The sequence below is a fragment of the Bradyrhizobium sp. BR 1433 genome, from assembly GCF_051547665.1.
Taxonomy (GTDB): domain Bacteria; phylum Pseudomonadota; class Alphaproteobacteria; order Rhizobiales; family Xanthobacteraceae; genus Bradyrhizobium; species Bradyrhizobium australafricanum.
The window spans coordinates 4539452-4561728 of record NZ_JBPUGG010000001.1 but is presented as its reverse complement, the minus strand read 5'-3'; the positions used below and the strand labels follow the sequence as shown (position 1 = coordinate 4561728).

The window sequence follows — 22277 nt, the reverse complement described above, 5'->3', positions numbered from 1 at the left end:
TGGCTATGGGTCCCTGCTTTCGCAGGGACGACGGGGACTATTCCTCGCGCCCGGTCCCGTCATTCAGCCAGCAGGCGACCTGATGCGCCGGGCCGGCCGCCTGCAGCGCCGGGCGTTCGCTCTTGCAGCGATCCATCGCGTAGCGGCAGCGGGTGTGGAAGGCGCAGCCTGAAGGTGGATTGATCGGGCTCGGGACATCGCCGTCGATCAGGGGCGCGGTGCGTTTCGCCTTCGGGTCGGCGATCGGCACCGAGGCGAGCAGCGCCTGGGTGTAGGGATGGCGTGGATTGGCGAACAGCTCGTGCTTGTCGGCGATCTCGACGATGCGGCCGAGATACATCACCGCGACGCGGTGGCTGATATGGGCGACGACCGCCAGATCATGCGCGATGAACAGGTATGAGAAATTCTGCTTGCGCTGCAGGTCGATCAGCAGATTGATCACCTGCGCCTGGATCGAGACGTCGAGCGCGGACACCGGCTCGTCGCAGACGATCAGCCGCGGCCCGAGCGACAGCGCACGCGCGATGCAGATGCGCTGGCGCTGGCCGCCGGAGAACTGGTGCGGAAAATTCTTCATCTGGTCGGGCCGCAGGCCGACCTGCTGGAACAGTTCCGCGACGCGTTCCTGCTTCTTCGCGCCGGTCGCGAGGCCATGCACGATGAGGGGCTCGCCGACGATGTCGCCGGCCGTCATGCGCGGGTTGAGCGAGGCGAACGGATCCTGGAACACGATCTGCATCGAGCGCCGGTACGGCCGCAGCGCCGTCTTGCTGAGCGGCGCGATGTCCTCGCCATCCAGCTTGATGGCGCCGCTGGTCGGCTCGACCAGCCGCAGCACGGTGCGCGCCACCGTCGACTTGCCGCAGCCGGATTCGCCGACCAGGCCGAGCGTTTCGCCGGCGCTGAGCGCGAAGCTGACGCCGTCGACCGCATGCACGGTGCCGACCTGCCGGCGCAGCACACCGCCGCGCACCGCGTAGTGCTTGACGAGGTCGGTCACCTCGAGGAGCGGGCGCTGTTCGGTCATGACGCCTCCGCCATCTCGCCGGCGCGCCAGCACGCGGCCCAGTGATTGCTCTTGATCTCGTCGAGCGGCGGATATTCCTGACGGCAGCGGTCGACCGCCAGCTTGCAGCGCGGCGCGAAGGCGCAGCCGGGCGGCAGCTTGGTCAGCGACGGCACCATGCCGGGGATTTCGGTCAGCCGCGCATCGGTCTTCGCGCCGAGCGCGATCACCGCCGGCATCGAGGCCATCAGTCCGCGCGTGTAGGGGTGCAGCGGCGTCTCGAACAAAGCTTCGACCGTCGCCTCCTCGACCTTCTTGCCGGCATACATCACGATCACGCGCTGCGCGGTTTGCGCGACGACGCCGAGGTCGTGGGTGATCAGGATCAGCCCGGTGCCGAGCCGCTTTTGCAGATCGACGATCAGCGCCAGGATCTGCGCCTGGATGGTGACGTCGAGCGCCGTGGTCGGTTCGTCCGCGATCAGGAGCGCCGGCCGGCACGCCAGCGCCATCGCAATCATCGCGCGCTGGCGCATGCCGCCGGACAGCTGATGCGGATATTCCTGCGCGCGGCGCTCCGGCTCCGGAATCCGCACCAGCCGCAGCATGTTCGACCGCCTGCTTCCAGGCCTCCTTGCTGCTGACCTTCTGGTGCAGCCGCACCGCCTCAATGATCTGGTCGCCGATCCGCATCACCGGATTGAGCGAGGTCATCGGCTCCTGGAAGATCATCGAGATGCGGTTGCCCCTGATGTCGCGCATCGCGGCATCGTCGAGCTTCAGCAGATCGGTGCCCTCGAGCGTCACCGAGCCGCCGACGATGCGGCCGGGCGGATCGGGCACCAGCCGCATGATCGACAGCGCGCTGACGCTCTTGCCGCAGCCGGACTCGCCGACGATCGCCAGCGTCTCGCCGCGACGGACCGAGAACGAGACGTCGTCGACCGCGCGGAACAGGCCGGAGTTGGTGAAGAACACCGTTTGCAGGTTCTTCACGTCGAGAATCGTATCGAGCGTCTTGGCCTCGCTCATCAGCCGCGCTGCCTCGGATCGAGAATGTCGCGCAACGCGTCGCCGAACAGATTGGTGCCGAACACCGCAAGGCTGATCGCAATGCCGGGGAAGATCACCAGCCATGGCGCGGTGCGGACATATTCGGCGGCGGATTCGGACAGCATGCGACCCCAGGACGGATAAGGCTCGGGGATGCCGAGGCCAAGGAACGACAGCGACGCTTCGGTCAGGATGGTTGAGCCGAGTTGCGCGGTGGCGAGCACGATCAGCGGCGCGATGGTGTTGGGCAGCACGTGGCGCAGCGCGATCCGCATCTCGCTCATGCCGATCGATTTGGCGGCCTCGACGAACGGCTGCTCGCGCAGCGCCAGCGTGTTGGCGCGGATCACGCGCGCGACCGTCGGGATCAGGGGAATTGCGATCGCCAGGATCACGTTCGGCAGCGAGGGACCGAGCGCCGCGGTCATGACGAGTGCGAGCACCAAGAGCGGCAGCGATTGCAGGATGTCGGTCACCCGCTGGAACACGAGGTCGACCCAGCCGGAGAGATAGCCAGAGGCGAGGCCGACGATCACGCCGAGCGTGGCGCCGAGCGTCGTCGAGCCGATGCCGACCGCAAGCGAGATCCGCGCACCATGGATGATGCGGCTCCAGACATCGCGGCCGAAGGAGTCGGTGCCGAACCAGTGCAGTGCGGACGGCGCCGCCAGCCGGTGCGCGGAATCGACGCTGAGCGGATCGTACCGGCTGATGACGTTCGCGAAGATCGCGGTCAGCACGAACAGCAGCATGATGACGAGGCCGACCGTGCCGAGCACATGGCGCTGCGCGAGGAACGCAAACCGTCCCCAGCCACCGGTGGCGTTGGCCCCGGCACGTCGCAATTCGCTGTCGAAATTGATCGTTGCCACGTGGCCTCTTTAGTCGAGCATGATCTCAGCGCAAACGCTTTGCGTTTGTCGCAGGGAAAACCGGTTCTCACTTTTCCGGATCATGCTCAGTCTCCAAACCGGATACGTGGATCGATCGCCGCGTAGAGCATGTCGACGATGAAGTTCACCACCACCACGACGACGGCGATGAACATCACGAGGTTCTGCACGATCGGGTAGTCGCGCCAGCGCAGCGCCTCGACCAGGAAGCGGGCGATGCCGGGGATGTTGAACACGGTCTCGGTGACGATCAGGCCGCCGATCAGGAACGCGGCCTCGATGCCGATCACGGTGATGACCGGCAGCACCGCGTTCTTCAGCGCGTGGTGATAGTTCACGGAGGCCTCGGAGGCGCCCTTGGCGCGCGCGGTGCGGATATAGTCCTGGCGCAGGATCTCCAGCATCGAGGAGCGGGTGATGCGCATGGTGAGTGCCGCGCTGCGGAAGCCCACCGCCATCGCCGGCACGGCATAGATGGTCAGCGCCTCGAGCCAGGTTTTCGGGTTCGGATTGAAGATCGGCATGGTGCCGAACAGCGAGACCGAGGCCATCAAGATCAAGAGGCCGAGCCAGAAAGACGGCAGCGACAGGCCGCTGAGGCTGACGACGCGCAGCGCATAATCGAGCCGTGAGCCCTGGTGGACGGCGCTGATGACACCGAGCGGAATACCGATCGAGGCGGAGAACAATAGCGCCAACCCGGCGAGCCGCGCGGTGATCGGAATCCGCGGCAGGATTTCCTCCAGCGCCGGCTTTTCCGAGACGTAGGAATAGCCGAGATCGCCGTGCAGCAGGCCGCCGATCCAGTGCAGATACTGGATCACGATCGGCTGGCTCAACCCGAGCTCGCGCTCGAGATTGGCCTTGTCGGCGGGGTCGACGAAGCCCGCGGCGTCGAACAGGATGTCGACGATGTTGCCGGGAACGACGCGCAGCAGCACGAAGATGATGACCGAGATCCCGAACAGGGTCACCAGCATCAGGAACAGCCGCCGCACGATATAGGCAAACACCCTGGCTCTCTCCTCTGGCCGACGTGCTAAGGAACGATGCTTGCGAGAACTTGCTTAGGCGAAGACTTCACCTCTCCCCAGCGGGGAGAGGTCGGCGCTAAGCGCCGGGTGAGGGGGCACAGGTTCCATGATGGAGCGTGATCCCTCACCCGCGCCTTCGGCGCGACCTCTCCCGATGGGAGAGGTGAAGTCCTGTGCACGCCAGCCCTCATCCGATCTATGCTTTCACTTACTTATCCAGCCAGACGTCTTCGTAACGATAGCCGTTATAGGAGCTGTTGGACATGATCGTGACATTCTTCACGTAAGGCTGCCAGCAAGTGCCGGTGCGGGCATGGAAGATGATCGGACGCGCGACGTCTTCCTGCAGCTTCTTGTCGATCTCCCAGACCAGCTTCTTGCGCTTGTCGACGTTGGTCTCTTCCGACTGCTGGTCGAACAGCTTCTCGATCTCCTTGTTGCAGTAGTTGGTGTAGTTCCGCTCCGAGCCGCAGGCGTAGTTCTCGTAGAACGACTGATCGGGCTCGTCGACGGCATTGCCGGTAAGGTTGAGGCCGAGCGAATAGTCCTTGCGGGCGATCTTCGGGAACCATTGCGCGGTGTCGACGACGTCGAGCTCGGCGTCGATATAGATGCTCTTGATCTGGTCGATCAGGATGATCGCGGGATCGCGATAGACCGCGATGTTGCGGGTCGAGACCTTGATCTGCAGGTGCTTGTCCGGGCCATAGCCCGCCTTCTGCATCAGCTTACGGGCTTCCTCGCGGTTCTTCTCGATGTCGGGACCGTAGCCGGGGATCTGCTCCAGCATGTCCTTCGGCATCGCCCACAGCCCGTCCGGCGCCGGCTCCATGGTACCGCCGATGTCGCCCTGGCCTTCGAACATGATCTGGATGAACGCCTTGCGGTCGAGCGCCAGCGCCAGCGCGCGGCGGATGTCGAGATTGTCGAACGGCGGGGCGGTCGAATTGATGATGATGTTGGTGGAGACGTTGTTCGGTTCCACCACGCAGACCGCATTGGGCGCCTGCGACTTGACGTCCTTGAGCAGCGGGATCGAGACCTCGGTCGGGAACGTCATGTCGAACTTGCCGGAGACGAAGCCGAGGATCGCGGTCGAGCGGTTCGGGATGATGGTGAACTCGATACCGTCAAGATAAGGCAGGCCCTTCTTGAAGTAATCCGGGTTCTTGGTGAGCTTGATCGATTCGTTGGCCTTGAACTCGACGAACTTGAACGGGCCGGTGCCGACCGGCTTGGTGCGCATCTCGGCCGGCGACACATGGCAGGGATAGACCGGCGAGTAGCCCGAGGCGAGCAGCGACAGCAGCGCCGGCTGCGGCCGCTTCAGCTTGAACGACGCCTCATGGTCGCCGTTGGTCGTGACCTCTTCGACTTGCTCGTACCAGGACTTGCGCGGGTTCTGCCGGAACTTCTGCTGCGACTTGCCCATCAGCATGTCGAAGGTGCATTTGACGTCGGCGGCGGTGAACGGCTTGCCGTCGTGCCATTTCACGTCCTTGCGCAGCTTGAAGGTCAGCGTCTTGTTGTCGCCGCTCCAGGCCCAGCTTTCCGCAAGCTCGGGCCGGATCGTGCTGGTGCTGTTCTGGGCGATGTGCTGATCGAAGATGACGAGATTGTTGAAGATCGGCATGAACGGAACGTTCAGCGAATAGGTCGCGCCCTCGTGGATCGAGGCGCTGCCGGGGCTGTCGCGGTGATAGATCCTGAAGATGCCGCCCGGTTTCGGCTCGGCTGCGCGTGAAACGTCGCTGATGATCAGCACAGACAACACCGCGACGGCCAGCGCTTGCACGCTCCGCATGGTCCCCTCCCACATTTCGGTCTCAATGGCCGATTGGCATCGACGATACCACGGTGAGGCTGTCGGGCAACCAGCGAGGATCGCGCGGGGATTGGCAATTCGGATGACCCCACAACATTAAAATTTCCACGGATCGGGAATAATGGCTGTGATTGCGGGGAACCTGGGTTGTTTTTGCTATGCAGCGGCGAAACTCCGTTTGAATTCGGTTGCCGATGCCGATGTGTGCGGCGTGAAGCGGGCTGCAATCAGCGACAGTATGTCGCCGATGTAAGCCGCGCACTGCACACGCTCTCCGTCATCCTGAGGAGCGCGAAGCGCGTCTCCAAGGATCGACGGCCCAGCTGGTGGCCGTGCATCCTTCGAGGCTCGCTCCGCTCGCACCTCAGGATGACGGGGAAACATTCGCATTCACCTCACTCCGCCGCCTGCGGCGAAGGCAGGTGCATGTTGGCGACGCCATCGGCCTCGGTCGCCGAGATCGTGGTGCGAATCATCAGGCGGCCCTCATGCGCCGGCCAGGGGCGGCCGCGATGCATGGTGGCGCGGTTGTCCCACATCACGACGTCGCCCTGCTTCCATTGATGCAGATAGCTGACGCCGGGCGCGGTCGCGGCTTCGGTCAATTGCTCGATCAGCGCCCTGCCGGCCTCGGCATCCATGCCCTCAACGCCATAGGCATGGGAGGCAAGATACAGCGCGCCGCGGCCGTTGACGGGATTGCGCCAGACCATCCGCCAGCATACCGGCGGCAGCGCGTTCGACTTCTTCAGTCGTTGCGAGGCCGGTGGCCACCTTGCTGCGCGAATGCGCGTAGGAGTGCCAGGCGAACGTGTTCTCCAGCCGACTTGCCGCGTCCTTGTCGAGCCGCTCGAAGGCAAGCCGCATCGAGACGAATTCGGTCTCGCCGCCATGTTCAGGAATGATGCGCGCCGACAGGATCGAGGTCAGCGCCGGCACCTGCTTGAAGGAAGAGTCGGTGTGCCAGAGCTGGTTGGCCCTGGCGCGCAGCTGCTGCCGGTGATCGGATGGAACCACCTTGCCGTCGGGCCCGAAGGTCGAGAGGATCACGAAATGCGAGCCGGTGCCCATCGAGCCGACCTTGGTCACCTCGGGCGGACCGAACCGGCGCGAGAAGGCGAGCTGGATGTCGTCGCTGACGTCCTGGCCGCGGAACACCAGCACCGAATGTTCCTCGAACGCCGCGCGCACCGCCGCATAGGCTGCATCGCTGGCGGCAACGTCCGACAGCGTGACGCCGCGCAGCTCGGCGCCGAAACCAGGTTTCAGCGGGATCACTTCCATCGCAAGTCCTCCCTTTTCTTTGTTGTTGCGGCGAGGTTAGGGGAAAAGCCCGCCATCGGCAACGCGGCCCCTCAGCCCATTGCGATCAGATTGTGCCGCGTGCGCCGGTCGGCGACCTCGATGCGATGTGTAATGAAGGCGAACAGCGCCCAGCTGGAGTGGAAGGCGATACCGGCCAGAATCACGATGGTTCCGGGAATCGGACCGATCGAAGCGCGGTCCCAGATCGCGCCCATCGTGGTCAGCGGCAGCGGGTGGATCGCCAGCTTGCCGTAATAAGCGATGGCCTGGATCGCGAAGATCCAGCCATAGGTCCGTCGCAGGCGCCGGCCGATCGCTCTGACATAGCTGATGTGATAGCTGGGGCGGCGGTAGTCGTTGGCGAGCAGTTCGGTCCAGGCTGCGTTCGGTGTGGGGCCCTCGCCGCGGATCATCGGCGCGTAGAAATCGGTTTCGAGCAACCGCGCCCGGGCGCGCCAGACGTTGAAATAGCGATAGCGCCGCGCCTCGAATAGCAGAAACACGGTTACCAGCAGTCCGACCAGGACCATCGGCAAGGGCGAAGCCTCTGCGCTGCTATAGGTCGCCGACAGCGCGATCCCGGTCGTGACCACCGCCCAGTTGGTCGAGCTGTCGAGACGGGTGCGCCAGACCGTGCTGCGATAGACCTCGCCACGATAGAGATGGGCGAGTGCACCGATCTCGGCGGCAGTGAATTCGAGCCTTCCGGCCTGCACCGGCTCCGGCTCGCGCGGCTGGGGCAATGGCATGGCGGCCTCCGGCGAAGCTGGCTTACGATCCCGGAGCATAGCGCGAAATCCGCGCGACCGGCGAGTCCGTTGCGTCCGTCGGCTTGGTTGGCAGCATCAGTCCGGATGCCGCACCGCCGCTCACACGATCCGCGAGGTCTTGTTGCCCCAATAGCGGTCACGCAGCAGGCGCTTGTAGAGTTTGCCGGTCGGCAGCCGCGGCAGCTCGGCTTCGAAATCCACCGAGCGCGGCACCTTCTGGCGCGACAGCGAGCCGGCGCAGAACGCGATCAGTTCCTCGGCGAGCTCCGGCCCCGGCGCGATGCCGTCGACCGGCTGCACCACCGCCTTCACTTCCTCGCCGAGGTCGACATTGGGCACGCCGAACACCGCGGCGTCGACGACCTTGGGATGGGTGATCAGGAGGTTCTCGCATTCCTGCGGGTAGATGTTCACGCCGCCGGAGATGATCATGAAGGTGGCGCGATCGGTGAGATAAAGGAAATTGTCGTCGTCGACATAGCCGACGTCGCCGACCGTGCTCATGCTGCCGTCGGCCGAGCGCGCCTCGCTGGTCTTGGCGGGGTCGTTGAAATATTCGAATGGCGTGGCGGTCTTGAACCACACGGTGCCTGGCGTTCCCTTGGGGCAGGGCTGCATGTTCTCGTCGAGGATATGCAGATCGCCGAGCAGGACCCTGCCGACGGTGCCGCGATGCGCGAGCCACTCCTCGCTGTTGCAGGCGGTGAAGCCGAGCCCCTCGGTCGCGCCGTAATATTCGTGGATGATGGGGCCCCACCATTTGATCATGTCGTCCTTGACCAGCGTCGGGCAGGGCGCGGCGGCATGGATCGCGATCTCGAGGGTCGACAGATCGTAGCGGGCGCGAACCTCCTCGGGCAGTTTCAGCAGACGCGAGAACATGGTCGGCACCAGCTGGCTGTGGGTGATGCCCCATTGCTCGACCAGCTGCAGATAGCGCTCCGGGTCGAAGCTCTCCATGATGACGACCGTGCCGCCCATCCGGATGGTGAGATTGACCGCGGCCTGCGGCGCCGAGTGGTAGAGCGGCGCCGGCGAGAGGTAGACCATGCCCTCGCGGTAGTGCCAAAGCTTGGTCAGGAAATCGAACAGCGGCAGGTTCTGCGACGGCGGCTGCTCCGGCAGCGGCCGCACGATGCCCTTGGGCCGGCCGGTCGTGCCGGAGGAATACAGCATCGCGGTGCCGGCAAATTCGTCCGCGATCGGCGTTGACGGCAGGCCTGCGGTGGCCTCTCGCAGTCCGACAATGCGATCGCTCTCGCTTTCGCCGTCGACCACGATGCAGAGCTCGACCCGCAGGCACTCCTTCAGCGCCTCGCGCGCGATGTCGAGCTTCAGCTTCGAGGTGATCAGGATCCGCGACTGGCTGTTGGTCAGGATGTAGGCGAGTTCGCCCGCGGTGAGGTAGGAGTTGACGCAGGTGAAGTAGAGCCCGGCGCGCTCGCCGGCGCCGCAGGCCTCGAGGTAGCGGTTGTTGTTCTCCATGAAGATCGAATAATGGTCGAGCCGCCGCAGCCCCTGCTTGCGGACCAGATGCGCGAGCCGGTTGGAGCGCGCCTCGAGTTCACGATAGGTGACGGTCTCGCCGGTCCCGGCCATGATGAAGGCGGGTTGCAGCGGGCGCAGGTAAGCATGCTTGCCGGTGTACATCGAACTCCAGATCCCCCTTGATCGTGCTTGTTCTCGTTTGACGCGTTTTCTTCACGCGAACCGGTACCCACTTCGCTCGAAAAACGCTCTATGCAGCCATCTCCAGAATCTCGCGAACCTGGGATGGATCGTCGATCTTGCGCGGATTGCGCGGCACCCAGGGCGTTCGCATCGCTTGCTTTGCGATGCGGTCGAAATGCTCGGGGCCGACGTGGACCTCCTGCAGGCTGCGCGGCATGCCGAGGTCGCGGATGAAGCGGTCAAGCACGTCGCCGGCGTCCGCGCCCGCATGTCCCATTGCGGCCGCGACCAGCGCCTGCCGGTCGGAATTGTCGCGCTTGTTCCAGCGCATCACCGCGGGCAGCATCACGCACGAGGTATAGCCGTGCGGCACGTCGAACTCGGCGCCGAGCACGTAGCCGATGCCGTGGCTCGCGCCCATCGGCACGCCCGAGGCAAGCGGGCCGGTGGAGAGCCAGGTGCCGATCTGGCAATCCATCCGCGCCGAAATATCCTTCGGGTCGGCTTTCACCCGCGGCAGGCCGGCCGCCAGCATCTCGAGTCCCTTCAGCGCCTGCGCGTCGCCGTAAGGATGCGCCTCGCGCGAGCAAATGCCCTCGACGCAATGGTCGACGGCGCGGATGCCGGTCGACAGGAACAGCCATTCCGGCGTGTGCACCGACAGTTCCGGATCGAGGATGGTGGCACGCGGCATCACCAGCGGATGGCGCAGCATCTCCTTCTGCCGCTTGGCCTCGTTGGTGACGCCGGCGATCGACGAGAACTCGCCGCCGGCGATGGTGGTCGGCACGCTGATCTGGCGCACGGTCGGTGGGTTCATCGCGGGCGAGACGCCGCCATGGGTGCGGATCGTCTCGATGCCGTCGGACGTCGTGACGTTGTTGGCGAGGCAAAGCTGCACCGCCTTGGCGCCGTCGGTGATCGAGCCGCCGCCGATCGTGACGATCAAATCCGCTTTCGCGCCGCGCGCCTGCTCCGCCGCCGCGATCACCGCGGCGCGCGGCGTATGCGCCGGCATCTTGTCGAAGGTGCCGACGCAGCGGCGCCCAAGCGCCACGCGAACCTTTTCGATCTCGTCGGTCTCGCGGTTCAGCGTGCCCGACACCATCAGAAAGGCGCGCTCGGCGCCAATCCGGTCCAGCTGCTCGACGATGGCCTCACGCGCGGGCCGCCCGAACACGACCTCGTCCATGGCACCGAATACGACACGGCCTTGATGCAAGCGCCTGTCCTCCCTCAACACGGTCCGCCTTGCTGGCGGACCTTTGCGGCGAGGTTAGCGGAGGAAATCGGGGCCGTCATCAGGGCTCTGGGCCGGTGGTTTGATACGGTCGCGCCGCCCATTCCGCTGTCGTCCCTGCGAAAGCAGGGACCCATAACCACAGGGTTGCGTTGTTGAAGTGAGCTGTGGCCCGAGCGCTGGCTAAACAATTGGCATCGGTGGTTATGGGTCCCGGGTCGCGCGGAGCCTGTCATCGGGCGGCGCTTCGCGCCGACCCGTTGGCTTGCCCGGGACGACATCGAATATGTGGCGCTCGCGTGAGTCATACATCCGCATCCTCGCGGCGCGCTGCATCCGAGTCTTGCGTTTACTTGCCTCCCCCTTGAAGCAGAGGGCGCCCCGGAATGACGGTGAAAGCTTCAGGTCGAAATCGGATGACCGGCAGAAATCTTGACGGCAACATCGCGGCGTGTGTTACACCTCGAAAGCAACAGGGACGTGCGCATGACATCGACCGTCGATCTCGCGAAACTGCACATTGACGACTTCACGCCGCATCAGGATGCGGAGTTCGAGATGCGGGCGGAGAGGGATCGCGTCGTGCCGCTGAAGCTCGCCAAGGTCGAGCCCGCGGGCAACAGCGGCCGGCCGGGCGGCGCGTTCTCGCTGCTGTTCACGGCGCCGAAGGGCGCGTGGCTGCCGCAGGCTATCTATCCGGTGCGGCATCCGGCATTGGGCGTGATCGAGATGTTCCTGGTGCCGATCGGTCCGGTCGCGCACGGCAATGGTTATCAGGCGATCTTCACCTGACGCTCTGCCGCCCGCCAGCGCATCAGGTCGTAAACGCCCTTGTCTTCCTCCGTGATGAAGCCGAGCCGCCGGTAGAGCCGCATCGCCGGGTTGAGCTTCTCGACGTGGATCGAGACGTCCTTGCCGGCGGCCTTCGCCTCGTCGATCGCGTCGCGCAGCAACGCTTCGCCGTAGCCCCTGCCGCGATGCTCGGGCAGGAAGGCGATGTCGATGATGCGGTGCTGGCTCGGCCAGCGTTCGAGATAGAACCGGCCGACGTCTTCACCCTGGCGCGCGATCACCAGCCAATCGGCGTTCGGATAGTGCTGCTGGTAGTGCGCGTGCTGGGCGCGGAATTGCTGCTCGAGAAAGGCAGCCTTGTCGGCCTCGCTCCACGGCACCGGCGCAAGTTCCTCGGCGCGCGTCGAGGCATAGAGGCGGCCGAGGAACGGCAGGTCCGCCTCCGACAGGCGGCGAAAGCCGCAACCGACTTCGGCCGCGCGCGCCCAGCCGAAGGCGGGCGTGATGGTGCCTGGCGCGTCGAGAGCCAAAACGAGCTCAGCCTCGCGCCGGGAAGACGCCCTGCAGTGCGATGCAGAAGTTCAGCGTGAGGTAAGGTTGCATGTTGTTGTGCGGAAGGTTGCCGCCCGTCATGCCGATCATGGTGGCGTTCATCTGCGTCAGTGTTGGCGCCGGGCTCCCGGGCACGTAGGCGAACGCGTTGGCCGATTTGCCGAGGATGCGGGTCGGGCTCGGGACTTGAACGTCGGCCGTGTCCTGCGTACCGACGTTCACGGGGTGGTTGTGCTGCGGTATCTGGTTTTGCAGCAGCGTCACATTGGGGGAGCCGATGGTCTCGCCGAGGTCATACAGCGACAGCCCCGGGCCCTGTCCGGGCGCCAGCGGCGCGTTGCCCTGCATGTTGGGAAGCGCGAAATTCGAGGTGCCGTTGCCGCCATAGGTGACGCCGAGCAGCGAAAACAGCGCCGTGTTCTGCGAGATCGGCAGGATCTGGCCGCTGCAGAAGGCCCAGCCCTTGGGAGCGAAGTTGAACGGAAAGATGCGGATTTCGGCGACGAAGGGGTCGGCCATGGTGTCGCGCTCCTAACCCTGGCTCGGGAAAATGCCGGACAGCGAAATGATGAAGGTGACGCAAAGCAGCGGCTGCAAATTGCTGTGCGGCAGGTTTCCGCCGGTATTCGTCAGCATTCCGCCTGCCATGGGCCCGTCGGGCGGCTGGCCGTCGATATACATCGCGATTGTGCCGGTCGTCTGATCGAGAATATTTCCCTGCGGGTTCGACGCGGTGCCGGTCTGCTTCGCGGCGATGAAGGCGTGCGAATGCTGCGGGATCGTCTGCGTCGTGAGTGTTACGTTTTCGACGCCGCCAGTCTGCCCCATGGCATAGGTCGTGCCGCTGCTGGCGGTGCCCGTGTGGATTGGCACACGGCCTCGCAGATCGGGGACCGCGAAGGTGGATTGGCCATCGCCGCCATAGGTGGTGCCGATCAGATTGAACAGCGCGTCGTACTGGGAGATCGCCAACAGGCTGCCGTCACAGAAATTCCATCCGACCGGGGCAAAGCTGCCGCCGAACATACGGATTTCGCCTAAATAGGATTCTGACATCGGCGCTTCTCGTCAATTCTGCGAGGGGAAAATGCCCTGGAGGGCAATGCTGAAATTGATCGTCAGGAACGGTTGCATGTTCTGATGGGCCTGGCTGCCGCCGGCATTGCCCACGGTCAATGGATTGAGCGGGGTGATGTCGGTCGTCGACGTGCTGTAGCCGTTGTTGAAGGCACCGAGATAGGCCCCCGAATCGAGCGGCTGGCTACCGTTGCTGTTGGTGGCGTTGGCCAAATGATTGTGCTGCGCCATCTCGTTGATCGTGAGCGTGTGGCTCTCCTCGCCGCCGCGTTGGCCGAGCGTATAGCCGGGGCCCATACTTATCGGCACCCGGCCTCGAAGGTCGGGCAGGCCAAAAGTGACGCGCCCGTCCCCGCCATAGGTCGTACCTAGCAACGAGAACAGTGCCTGATTCTGAGCGATGGGAAGCAGTTGGCCGTTGCAAAATGCCCAACCCTTGGGCGCAAAGCCGAACGACATCATGCGGACTTCGGAAAGAAACGGATCGGCCATCGGTCCTCCGCGAATACGTCGTACGATTTGTGAAAAATTCGAAGCAATGATGCTGCGTGTGCAACGTCTGCACGATAGCGTGTTTTGCGGCTAGTGCAACCTCAACGATTGTCTGGTTTCCGCGATTTTTTCGATTCCGCGGCCGCGCGAGCCATTCGCAGTTCGCGACGAGACGGTATCGCTGCTGACGGGACCGTTGTCACGAATCGGACATGTCCAAGCGGACATCATGAGGCGATTGAAGTTTGCCGGGTCGACGGAAGCGCGGATCCCATCCATCTGAGGCAAGCCTGCCGGAACGCTTCGGCAGGCGTTGTGTAGTCGATACGGTGCCCGGTCAGACGATCAGGTCATGGTGCAACTGGGCGTGGTTGTCGGTCGGCGTGCCGCCCATGGCGGCAAACGTCGCCTCATGGCCGACCCACCATGGGGTGCCGGCATTGGCGTGCCCGCTGAACAGATCGGACCAGGTCTGGGTGTTCGCGGGCCAGGTCCGCGTGGCTCGTGCTGGCCTGCGACGGCGTCTGGGTGAACGACGAGAAGTCGAAGCCGTCGCGGTTCAGAGTCGAGGATGTGTTGCTCTGCATGGGCATCGCCTTCGCCGATCCCACGTTGGCCTGCGTGACATCCGCGGCGGTTGGGAGCCGCCGCTCGCCGTCGGTGAGACTGATATACATCAGGTCGTTGGCATCGGATGACGACGTCAGGTCGGGGAGGCCGAGCACGTGTCCCAACTCATGGACCACGGCGGTCAATAGATCGAGATGACCGGCTGCGGCCGTCGACGAATCGGTCTGCAGATCGGAGCCAGAAGCATTGAGCGCGTGGGGAACTCAAAATTGTCAAACGGTGTCGAATCGACGAACCAGCCATGGCCGGCGGCATCGGCATCGATCGTAATGTGGCCGGCGCTTTCCAGGCCGACCACCTGGCCGGCGAGATCAGCGACGCTGAAGGTGACGGCATGCAGCGCGGCCAGTTGATCCGCGTCCACGCCAGCCTTTGCCCATTGGGTAATGGCCGCCGAGACGACCGAGTCGAGCTGGCTTTGCGTCAGGTGGGTTTCACCCGGGGTCGCGACGGCGGCCTGCACGCCGCCATCCGCGGCGAGCAGCGGCGACGAGCCGAAGCCGTTGGTGCTGCCCGCCGTGACGCTGATGGTCGGCGCCGTGGTGACCGTATTGTGCGCCAGGACGTAGCTCGAGATTGCGGCGGTATCGGTCGCGCCGCCGCCATAGGACGAGCCGTCGCCCGCGTGCAGGCCGACGGTGGTGGCAAACCGATCGCGCAGCCGGATGTCGGTGCCGGTCGCGCCCGAACCGAGGAACTGATTTTCCTGGGCGCCGGTGCCGCCCAGCGTCAGCGAGACGCTCTGCGCGTCGCCCGCGACCGTGCCGGCATTAATTTCGAAGCCATGAGCGCCGAACGCACCCGGGTTGGACACCGTGTTGCCCATGACGATCGCGGTCAATAGGGCGTTGCCGCCGTTCGCAGCGTCACCGGTCTGCAGTTCGATTCCGTCGTTGTTGTACTGATACAGATGATTGTTGGTGATCGTGACGCTGGAATTGGCGCCGCCCATCGTGACGAAGCCGATGTCACTGCCCTGGGCGGAGCCGCTGTTGGCGACGCCGGCGACGCCGATCGTGTTGGAATCGATCGTGCCGTTGAACGAGCTTGCGCCTGATCCCGTGCTGATGCCGAGCGCGGTGCCGAGGGCATCACGCATGGTATTGTTGGCGATGTTGAAGGTCAGGTTGGCGTGGTCGCCGGTCCCGCCGGAGCTGATGGTGATGCCGCCGCCGCCCGAGACGATATTCTGGTTGTTGTTCGAGAAACTGTTTCCGTTCAGCACGAGGTCCGAGTTGACGCCGCCGTGCAGATCGAGCTGGAACAGGTCGCCGCGCGCCGACGTGAATGTCGAATTCTGGACGGTCGCGTTGAATGTTCCGTCGGTGGCCTGGAACACCAGGGCATCGCCCGAGCTGTTTCCGGCCGCCGAATTGGTCGCGAAGGTCGAGCCGGTAATGGTGATGCGGTTGAGTGTCTGACCGCTGTTGTTGAAGACGTGGAACGCATCGAGCGCTGCGCCCGTGAAGGTCGAATTCGTTACCGACGCCGTGCCGGACAGGCCGGTGAAGTAGACGTCGCCCTCGCCGATGCCGCCGACGTTGGTGCCGTTGGTGCCGGTCACCGTGGTGTTGCCGAGGGTAAAGCCGGTGACGCTGGTGCCGACGATGCCGTAGTTCTGGAAGTCGTGCATCGCCAGATAGGACAGCTGAACGTCCTTGGTGTTGTTCAGGTAGACGCCGCTGCCCTGCGTGGTGCTGCCGTCGGCGCCGGTCTTGTTGGCGATGGTGCCGCCGCTGCCCGCCGTCGAACCGTCGCCGGTGATGTGCAGGCCGCCATTGCCGGCGGCCGTGCCGGTATTCGACAGGATGATGCCGTTGTTGGACCCGCCGCTCGAGGTGATGCTCTTGAGGATGAGGTTGGACGAGCCGATCTGGGTGTTCTCGACATCGAGCGCGGTGCCGGTGCCCGACGTGATGGAGTTGTTGGTGCCGGTCAGCGTGATGGTGCCGCCATGGGTGAAGCTCATGCCGGTGCCGCTGGCAGTCTTGACCGTGATGTCGGACATCGTGACGGTGCCGACATTGTTGTTGTCGTCGCTGATGCCCATGCCGGTCGAGGCCGAGGTATCGATGCTGACGCCGCTGATGCTGTGGCCCGAGGTGCCGAGCAGGTCGATGCCGTTGTCGGCGCCGGTCACCTTGATCACCGGATCGGTGCCGGTCGCAGTGTTGGCAGTCACCACGGCGCCGGTCACCGGATTGGTGAACGTCAGGGAGTGACTGCCGCCGACCAGGTTGACGCCATTGGCGAGGTTGATGCCGTTGGCCTCGGTATAGGTGCCGGACCTCAGCACGACATAGTCGCCAGAGCCGGCCGGATTCGCCGCGTTGTAGGCGGCGATCGAGGTGTATGGATCGGCCGCGGTGCCGAGATTGGCGCTGTTGGCCAGCGCCGTGGGCGAGTTGTCGATATAGAACACCTGCGGGACAACGCCGACGTGGAAGGTCTGGGTGCCCGACGTGAGCGGCCCGCCGGTGCCGGTGTTGCCGTTGTCGTTGATGTTCAGCGTGACGGTATCCGAGCCGGTGAAGCCGTCGTCGCTGTTGTATGTCAAGGTCGCCAGCGCGGTGTTGACCTGTGCGACGGTGCCGGTCAGCGTCACCGTGTGGCTGCTGTTGTTGGTGGAGCTGGCGAGCCCGGCGGTATTGAAGGTCAGGTTCGCATGGCTTGAGGCAATCGTCGCCGTGACGTTGCCGCTGGCGGCATCGATGTCGGCGACCGAAAGTCCTGAAATCGCGAAGTCGGTGTGCGAGAATGCCGTGCCGATCGAATTGTCCGCCGGCACCGACGCGGTGGGTCCGTCGTCCACCGCGGTGACGCTTCCCGTCGTCGATCCCGTCCCGGTGTTGCTGCCGCCATTCGCGGTACCGCCGTCATCGTGCACGGTCAGGCTGTAGGAGCGCGCGGTGGTGTCGGGGTTTTCGCTGGTGTTGTTGAACTGGATCAGGTCCAGCGCCGCATTGTAGTGCGCAAGCGTGTCGGTACCGGTGAAGCTGATCGTTTCGGTACCGGCGGTGCTGGTGATCTCGAAGTGGATGCCGCCGATATCGCCGCTGTTGCCGGCGTGGCCTGCGATCGACAGCGCATCCGACGGCTTCAGATTGTTCAGAACGAAGGTCGCATCGGTCAGGTTATTGCCTTCGGCGTCCGTGATCGTCAGGTTCGGCGTGATCGTGACCGGCGTCGAGTTCGCTGCCGGCGTGCCGTTCGGCGGCTCGGAGAAGCCGGTAATGGCACCGAAGCTCACGACCGGCGCATCGTTGACCGGCGTGACGTGGATGGTCGAGGTCGAGGTGTTGCTGCTGTCGGTGCCGTCGGTGACCGTAAAGCTGACGATGCGATCCGCCCCGGATGGGTTGTCGCTCGAGTTGAAATAGGTGATGGAATCGAGCGCGGCCTTGTAGTTGGCGACGCTGGCGGAGCCGGTCAGCGTCAGCACGCCGGTCCCGGAATTGTACGAGCCGGTGATGCCGTTCTGGTTGACGAAGCCCAGCACGTCCTGGCCGGCGGCGAAGCCGCCGGTGATCTGCACCGTCGCGCCGGTCAGATTGGCGCTGTCGACGTCGGTCACGTTGACCGACGCATCGATCACGGTCGCGGCCTGGTTTTCGGTGTAGTTCAGCGTGCCGCCGGCGGTCGTGACCGGCGGATCGTTGACCGGCGTGACGTTGATGGTGCCGGTAACCGGCGTGGAGGTCGCCGTGCCGTCGTTTGCGATGATCGTGACGGTGCGCGCCAGGCCCGACGGGTTGTCGCTGGTGTTCTGATAGGTCACCGAGGCGAGCGCCGCCTGATAATCGGCGACGCTGGCGGTGCCTGTCAGCGTCAGCATGCCGGTTCCCGCATTGAACGAGCCGGTGATGCCGTTCTGGGACGTAAAGGCGAGGACGTCCTGACCGTTCGCGTAGTTGCCGGTGATCTGCACCGTCGCGCCGGTCAGCGTAGTGTTGTCGACGTCGGACACGATGATCGCCGGGTCGAACGCGGTCGCGGCCTGGTTCTCCGTGTAATTGAGGGTGTGACCGGCGGTGACGACGGGCGGGTCGTTGACCGGGGTGACGTTGATGGTGTCGGTGACCGGTGAGCTGTCGAGCGTGCCGTCATTGGTCGTGATGGTGACGGTGCGCGCCAGCCCGGACGGATTGTCGCTGCTGTTGATGTAAGTCACCGACGCCAGCGCGGCCTGGTAGTTCGCGACGCTGGAGGAGCCGGTCAGCGTCAGCGTTCCGGTCGCGGCATTGAACGAGCCGGTGATGCCGTTCTGGTTGGTGAAGCCGAGGACATCCTGACCGTTGGCGTAGTTGCCGGTGATCTGCACCGTTGCGGACACCAGATTGGCGTCGTCGCCGTCGGTGACGGTGATCGCCGAATCGATCACGGTCGCGGCCTGGTTCTCGGTGTAGTTCAGCGTGTGGCCGGCGGTGACGACCGGCGCCTGGTCGACCACGACGGCGATGGTGAAGGTCTGCTGGCTGTGCAGCGTGCCGTCGCTCGCATCGACCGTGACGTCATAGGACGGGTCGGCGATGTTGATCTTGCTGGGATCGGCGACCGTGATCTTGCCGGTGGTCGCATCGATGGTGAAGCCGCCGCCGGAGGTGTCGCCGACCAGCGAGTAGGTCACGGCGGGGCCGTTGAGGTCGGTCGAGGATGCCGTGACGCTGGTTCCTGCGCCGACCGGTGCATTGACCGCAACGCGGTTGGCGCCGGGGTCGCTGTCGACCGGGGTCGACGGCGCGACGTCGGTGACGGCGATGGTGAAGGTCTGCGAACTCGTGAGCAAACCGTCGCTGGCCTGCGCGGTGACGGTGTAGGCGTGCCCGGCCGGGCCTTCGTAATCGATCTTGGAGCTGTCCGCGACGGTGATGACGCCCGTCGTCGCATTGATGGTGAAGCCACCGCCGGAGGTGTCGCCGATCAGCGACCAGGTCACGGCGGGGCCGTTGACGTCGGTTGCCGCCGCGGTGATGCCGACGGTCGAGCCGTTGGCCGCGCCTTCGGCGATCGAGTTGGTGCCGGCGTCGGCATCGACCGGGGTCGACGGTGCGGCGTCGTTGACGGCGATAGTGAAGCTCTGCGAGCTCGCCAGCGTGCCGTCGCTGGCCTGCGCGGTCACCGTGTAGGAATGGGTCGGGCCGCTGCCCTCATAATCGATCTTGGTCGGGTCGGCGACGGTGATGACGCCGGTCGTCGGGTCGATGGTGAAGCCGCCGCCGGAGGTGTCGCCGATCAACGACCAGGTCACGGCCGGGCCGTTGACGTCGGTCGCGTGCGCGGTGATGCCGACCGCAGTGCCGGCAGCCGCGCCTTCGACAACGCTGTTGGCGGCGGCATCGCCGTCGACCGGGGTCGATGGCGCAACATCCGCGATGTTGATGGTGAAGGTCTGCGAACTCGCCAGCGTGCCGTCGCTGGCTTGCGCGGTGACGGTGTAGCTGCCGCCCGAGCTTTCGAAATCGAGCTTGCTCGAATCGGCGACCGTGACGACGCCGGTTGCGGCATTGATGGTGAAGCCGCCGCCGGAGCTGTCGCCGATCAGCGAATAGGTCACGGCCGGACCGTTGATGTCGGTCGCCGACGCGGTGATACCGACGGTCGAGCCGTTGGCTGCGCCTTCAATGACGGTGTTGGCGCCGGCGTCGGAGTCGACCGGGGTCGACGGCGCGACATCGGTGACGGCGATCGTAAAGGTTTGCGAGCTCGCCGTCGTGCCGTCGCTGGCCTGCGCGGTGACGGTGTAGGAATGGGTCGGACCGCTGCTCTCGTAATCGACCTTGGTGCTATCCGCGACGGTGATGACGCCGGTTGTCGCGTCGATGGTGAAGCCGCCGCCGGAGGTGTCGCCGATCAGCGCATAGGTCACCGGCGGGCCGTTGACGTCGATCGACGACGCCGTGACACCGACGGTCGAGCCGTTGGCGGCGCCTTCGGCGATCGCATTGGCGCTGGCGTCGCTGTCGACCGGAGTCGAGGGCGGGGCTTCGGTGACGGCGATGGTGAAGGTCTGCGAGGTCGCAAGGGTGCCGTCGCTGGCCTGCGCGGTAACGGTATAGGCGTGGCCGGGCGCGCTTTCGTAATCGAGCTTGCTCGGGTCGGCGACGGTGATGACGCCTGTTGTCGCGTTGATGGTGAAGCCGCCGCCGGAGCTGTCGCCGGTCAGCGAATAGGTTACCGCCGGGCCGTTGATGTCGGTCGAGGATGCGGTGACGCCGACCGTGGTGCCGACGGCCGCGCCTTCGACGACGGTATTCGCGGCAGCATTGCTGTCGACCGGGGCCGACGGCGCAACGTCGGTGACGTTGACGGTAAAGGTCTGCGTGCTGGTCTGCGTGCCGTCGCTCGCCTGCGCGGTGATGGTGTAGGCGTGGCCGGGCGCGGTTTCGAAATCGATCTTGGTGGGATCGGCGACGGTGACGACGCCGGTCGCGGCGTTGATGGTGAGGCCGTGGGCATCGCCGACCAGCGAATAGGTCACTGTGCCGCCATTGATGTCGGTGGCGTGCGCGGTGATGCCGACGGCGGTGCCGATGGCGGCGCCTTCGACCACTGTGTTGGTCGCGGCGTCAGAGTCGGTGGGAGCCGACGGCGGGGCGTCGGTCACGCCGATCGTGAAGGTTTGCGTCGTCGTGGTCGCGCCACTCGTCGCCTGCACCGTGATGGTGTAGGCGTGGCCCGGCGCGCTCTCGTAATCGAGCTTGTTCGGATCGGCGACGGTGACGACACCCGTCGTGGCATTGATGGTGAAGCCGCCGCCGGAGGTGTCGCCGGTCAGCGAATAGGTGGTTGCGGGGCCGTTCGGATCGACCGCGGAGGCGGTGATGCCGACCAGCGTATTGACGGCAGCGCCTTCGACGACGCTGTTGGCGGCGGCATTGACGTCGACCGGGGTGCTGACCGCCACGTCGTTGACGTTGATCGTGAAGCTCTGCGAGCTGACGCCGCCATGGCCGTCGCTGGCCTGGACCGTGATGGTGTAGGCGTGACCCGGCGCGGTCTCGAAGTCGATCTTGGTGGAATTGGCGACGGTGACGATGCCGGTGGTGGGATCGATCTTGAAGCCGCCATTGGAGGAATCCGATGTCAGCGAGTAGGTGACGCCGGGGCCGTTGACGTCGGCCGACGACGCGGTGATGCCGACCGAGGTGTTGACCGCGGCGCCCTCGTTGACGGCGTTGGCGGTGGCGTTGCCGTCGGTCGGTGTCGAGGGCGGCGCATTGCTGACCGCGATCGTGAAGCTCTGCGACGAGACGAAGATACCGTCGGTCGCCTGCACATTGACAACGTAGCTGCCGCCGGAGCTCTCGAAATCGACCTTGGAGGGATCGGCAATCGACACGACGCCGGTATTCGGATCGACCTTGAAGCCGCCATGCGAGGAATCGGACGCCAGCGAATAGGTGACCGGAAGACCGATCAGGCTGGTGGATTGCGCGGTGATGCCGACCGATGTACTGGCTGCGGCGCCCTCAACGACCGTGTTGGCGCCGGAATTGGCGTCGGTCGGAGGCGATAGGAAGCCGGGCACCGGCGGCCACGGCGTGCCGGGAGGACAGCCCAGGTAAAGATATTGCAGACCATACGTATTGACGAACGCCTGCGCGGCCGGATCCAGAATGATATTGCCGCTCGGATCGAGATGAAGCTGGGGCGAGTTAAACCACCGATTGTATAGGCAGGTATGGTCGTCATGAGCACTCCCGCGATCGGCGTGAAAGCCGATCAACTAACTACAATTTTTGGGGACGACGAGGTGTGAAGCAGTTCACACGTTGAGGTTGATCACTTGCGATTCGAGATCGCACCGGTCCGCTCGCAATATGCGGACACCGCGACGGTTGCGGAGTCCCGACATCAGCAAGTTCAAATGCGCTTGCCATTACGTAATCGCTTCCACTCACTCACGCCGCGAGAAAAGCCCAATGAATGTTCGA

The 22277-nt window shown here is 64.8% G+C and carries 16 protein-coding genes and 1 pseudogene; 1 reads left to right on the top strand and 16 read right to left on the bottom strand.

What is annotated here, in order from left to right:
* Positions 1 to 37: 37 nt before the first annotated feature.
* The 10 genes and pseudogenes from ACSKB9_RS22155 to ACSKB9_RS22110 form a co-directional block, all read right to left on the bottom strand.
* Positions 38 to 1030, bottom strand: a complete 993-nt coding sequence (locus ACSKB9_RS22155) for an ABC transporter ATP-binding protein (protein WP_438075732.1) — start codon at positions 1028 to 1030, stop codon at positions 38 to 40.
* A pseudogene (locus tag ACSKB9_RS22150) lies at positions 1027 to 2041 on the bottom strand (ABC transporter ATP-binding protein). The gene ACSKB9_RS22155 and the pseudogene ACSKB9_RS22150 overlap by 4 nt, the downstream one beginning before the upstream one ends.
* Positions 2041 to 2934 (bottom strand): ABC transporter permease, encoded by an 894-nt coding sequence (locus ACSKB9_RS22145; protein WP_016848340.1) that lies wholly within the window; start codon positions 2932 to 2934, stop codon positions 2041 to 2043. Before ACSKB9_RS22145 ends, ACSKB9_RS22150 begins: the two are co-directional and overlap by 1 nt.
* An 86-nt stretch (positions 2935 to 3020) precedes the next feature.
* The gene (locus ACSKB9_RS22140) at positions 3021 to 3968 is read right to left on the bottom strand and encodes an ABC transporter permease (protein WP_028335293.1); all 948 of its coding nucleotides are present in this window, start codon (positions 3966 to 3968) and stop codon (positions 3021 to 3023) included.
* A gap of 229 nt (positions 3969 to 4197) precedes the next feature.
* Complete coding sequence (locus ACSKB9_RS22135; RefSeq protein ID WP_438075729.1) at positions 4198 to 5793, bottom strand: ABC transporter substrate-binding protein; 1596 nt, start codon at positions 5791 to 5793, stop codon at positions 4198 to 4200.
* A 416-nt stretch (positions 5794 to 6209) separates the two neighbouring features.
* The gene (locus ACSKB9_RS22130; RefSeq protein WP_438080342.1) at positions 6210 to 6548 is read right to left on the bottom strand and encodes a TauD/TfdA dioxygenase family protein; all 339 of its coding nucleotides are present in this window, start codon (positions 6546 to 6548) and stop codon (positions 6210 to 6212) included.
* Positions 6460 to 7098 (bottom strand): TauD/TfdA dioxygenase family protein, encoded by a 639-nt coding sequence (locus tag ACSKB9_RS22125; protein WP_438075727.1) that lies wholly within the window; start codon positions 7096 to 7098, stop codon positions 6460 to 6462. Before ACSKB9_RS22125 ends, ACSKB9_RS22130 begins: the two co-directional genes overlap by 89 nt.
* Positions 7099 to 7169: 71 nt before the next feature.
* Positions 7170 to 7868, bottom strand: a complete 699-nt coding sequence (locus ACSKB9_RS22120) for a DUF2270 domain-containing protein (RefSeq protein ID WP_430640642.1) — start codon at positions 7866 to 7868, stop codon at positions 7170 to 7172.
* Positions 7869 to 7988: 120 nt separating this feature from the next.
* Positions 7989 to 9539 (bottom strand): AMP-binding protein, encoded by a 1551-nt coding sequence (locus ACSKB9_RS22115; RefSeq protein WP_438075725.1) that lies wholly within the window; start codon positions 9537 to 9539, stop codon positions 7989 to 7991.
* 88 nt (positions 9540 to 9627) lie between these two features.
* Positions 9628 to 10782, bottom strand: coding sequence for an iron-containing alcohol dehydrogenase (locus ACSKB9_RS22110; RefSeq protein WP_438075723.1), 1155 nt, complete (start codon positions 10780 to 10782; stop codon positions 9628 to 9630).
* A gap of 504 nt (positions 10783 to 11286) precedes the next feature.
* Here ACSKB9_RS22110 and ACSKB9_RS22105 point away from each other — a divergent pair.
* Positions 11287 to 11592: a DUF6916 family protein gene (locus tag ACSKB9_RS22105; RefSeq protein ID WP_438075721.1), complete on the top strand. Its 306-nt coding sequence runs from the start codon at positions 11287 to 11289 to the stop codon at positions 11590 to 11592.
* On the opposite strand, the gene ACSKB9_RS22100 is transcribed toward ACSKB9_RS22105, so the two are convergent.
* The 6 genes from ACSKB9_RS22100 to ACSKB9_RS22075 all read right to left on the bottom strand — a co-directional run bounded on the left by ACSKB9_RS22100 (position 11574) and on the right by ACSKB9_RS22075 (position 22069).
* Positions 11574 to 12122 carry an N-acetyltransferase family protein gene (locus tag ACSKB9_RS22100; RefSeq protein WP_438075719.1) on the bottom strand — a complete coding sequence of 183 codons (549 nt, stop codon included), beginning with the start codon at positions 12120 to 12122 and terminating at the stop codon, positions 11574 to 11576. The two genes, ACSKB9_RS22105 and ACSKB9_RS22100, sit on opposite strands and share 19 nt — an antisense overlap.
* Before the next feature lie 7 nt (positions 12123 to 12129).
* Positions 12130 to 12663, bottom strand: a complete 534-nt coding sequence (locus ACSKB9_RS22095; RefSeq protein ID WP_057021215.1) for a phage tail protein — start codon at positions 12661 to 12663, stop codon at positions 12130 to 12132.
* 12 nt (positions 12664 to 12675) lie between these two features.
* A complete protein-coding gene (locus ACSKB9_RS22090; RefSeq protein ID WP_076834878.1) occupies positions 12676 to 13200 on the bottom strand; it encodes a phage tail protein in 525 nt (174 codons plus the stop codon).
* A 12-nt stretch (positions 13201 to 13212) separates the two neighbouring features.
* Complete coding sequence (locus ACSKB9_RS22085; protein WP_225162022.1) at positions 13213 to 13713, bottom strand: phage tail protein; 501 nt, start codon at positions 13711 to 13713, stop codon at positions 13213 to 13215.
* 410 nt (positions 13714 to 14123) lie between these two features.
* On the bottom strand, positions 14124 to 14468 hold the full coding sequence (locus tag ACSKB9_RS22080) for a hypothetical protein (protein ID WP_438075716.1): 345 nt from the start codon (positions 14466 to 14468) through the stop codon (positions 14124 to 14126).
* Positions 14465 to 22069, bottom strand: a complete 7605-nt coding sequence (locus ACSKB9_RS22075; protein ID WP_438075714.1) for a cadherin domain-containing protein — start codon at positions 22067 to 22069, stop codon at positions 14465 to 14467. The genes ACSKB9_RS22080 and ACSKB9_RS22075 overlap by 4 nt, the downstream gene beginning before the upstream one ends.
* Positions 22070 to 22277 lie beyond the last annotated feature (208 nt).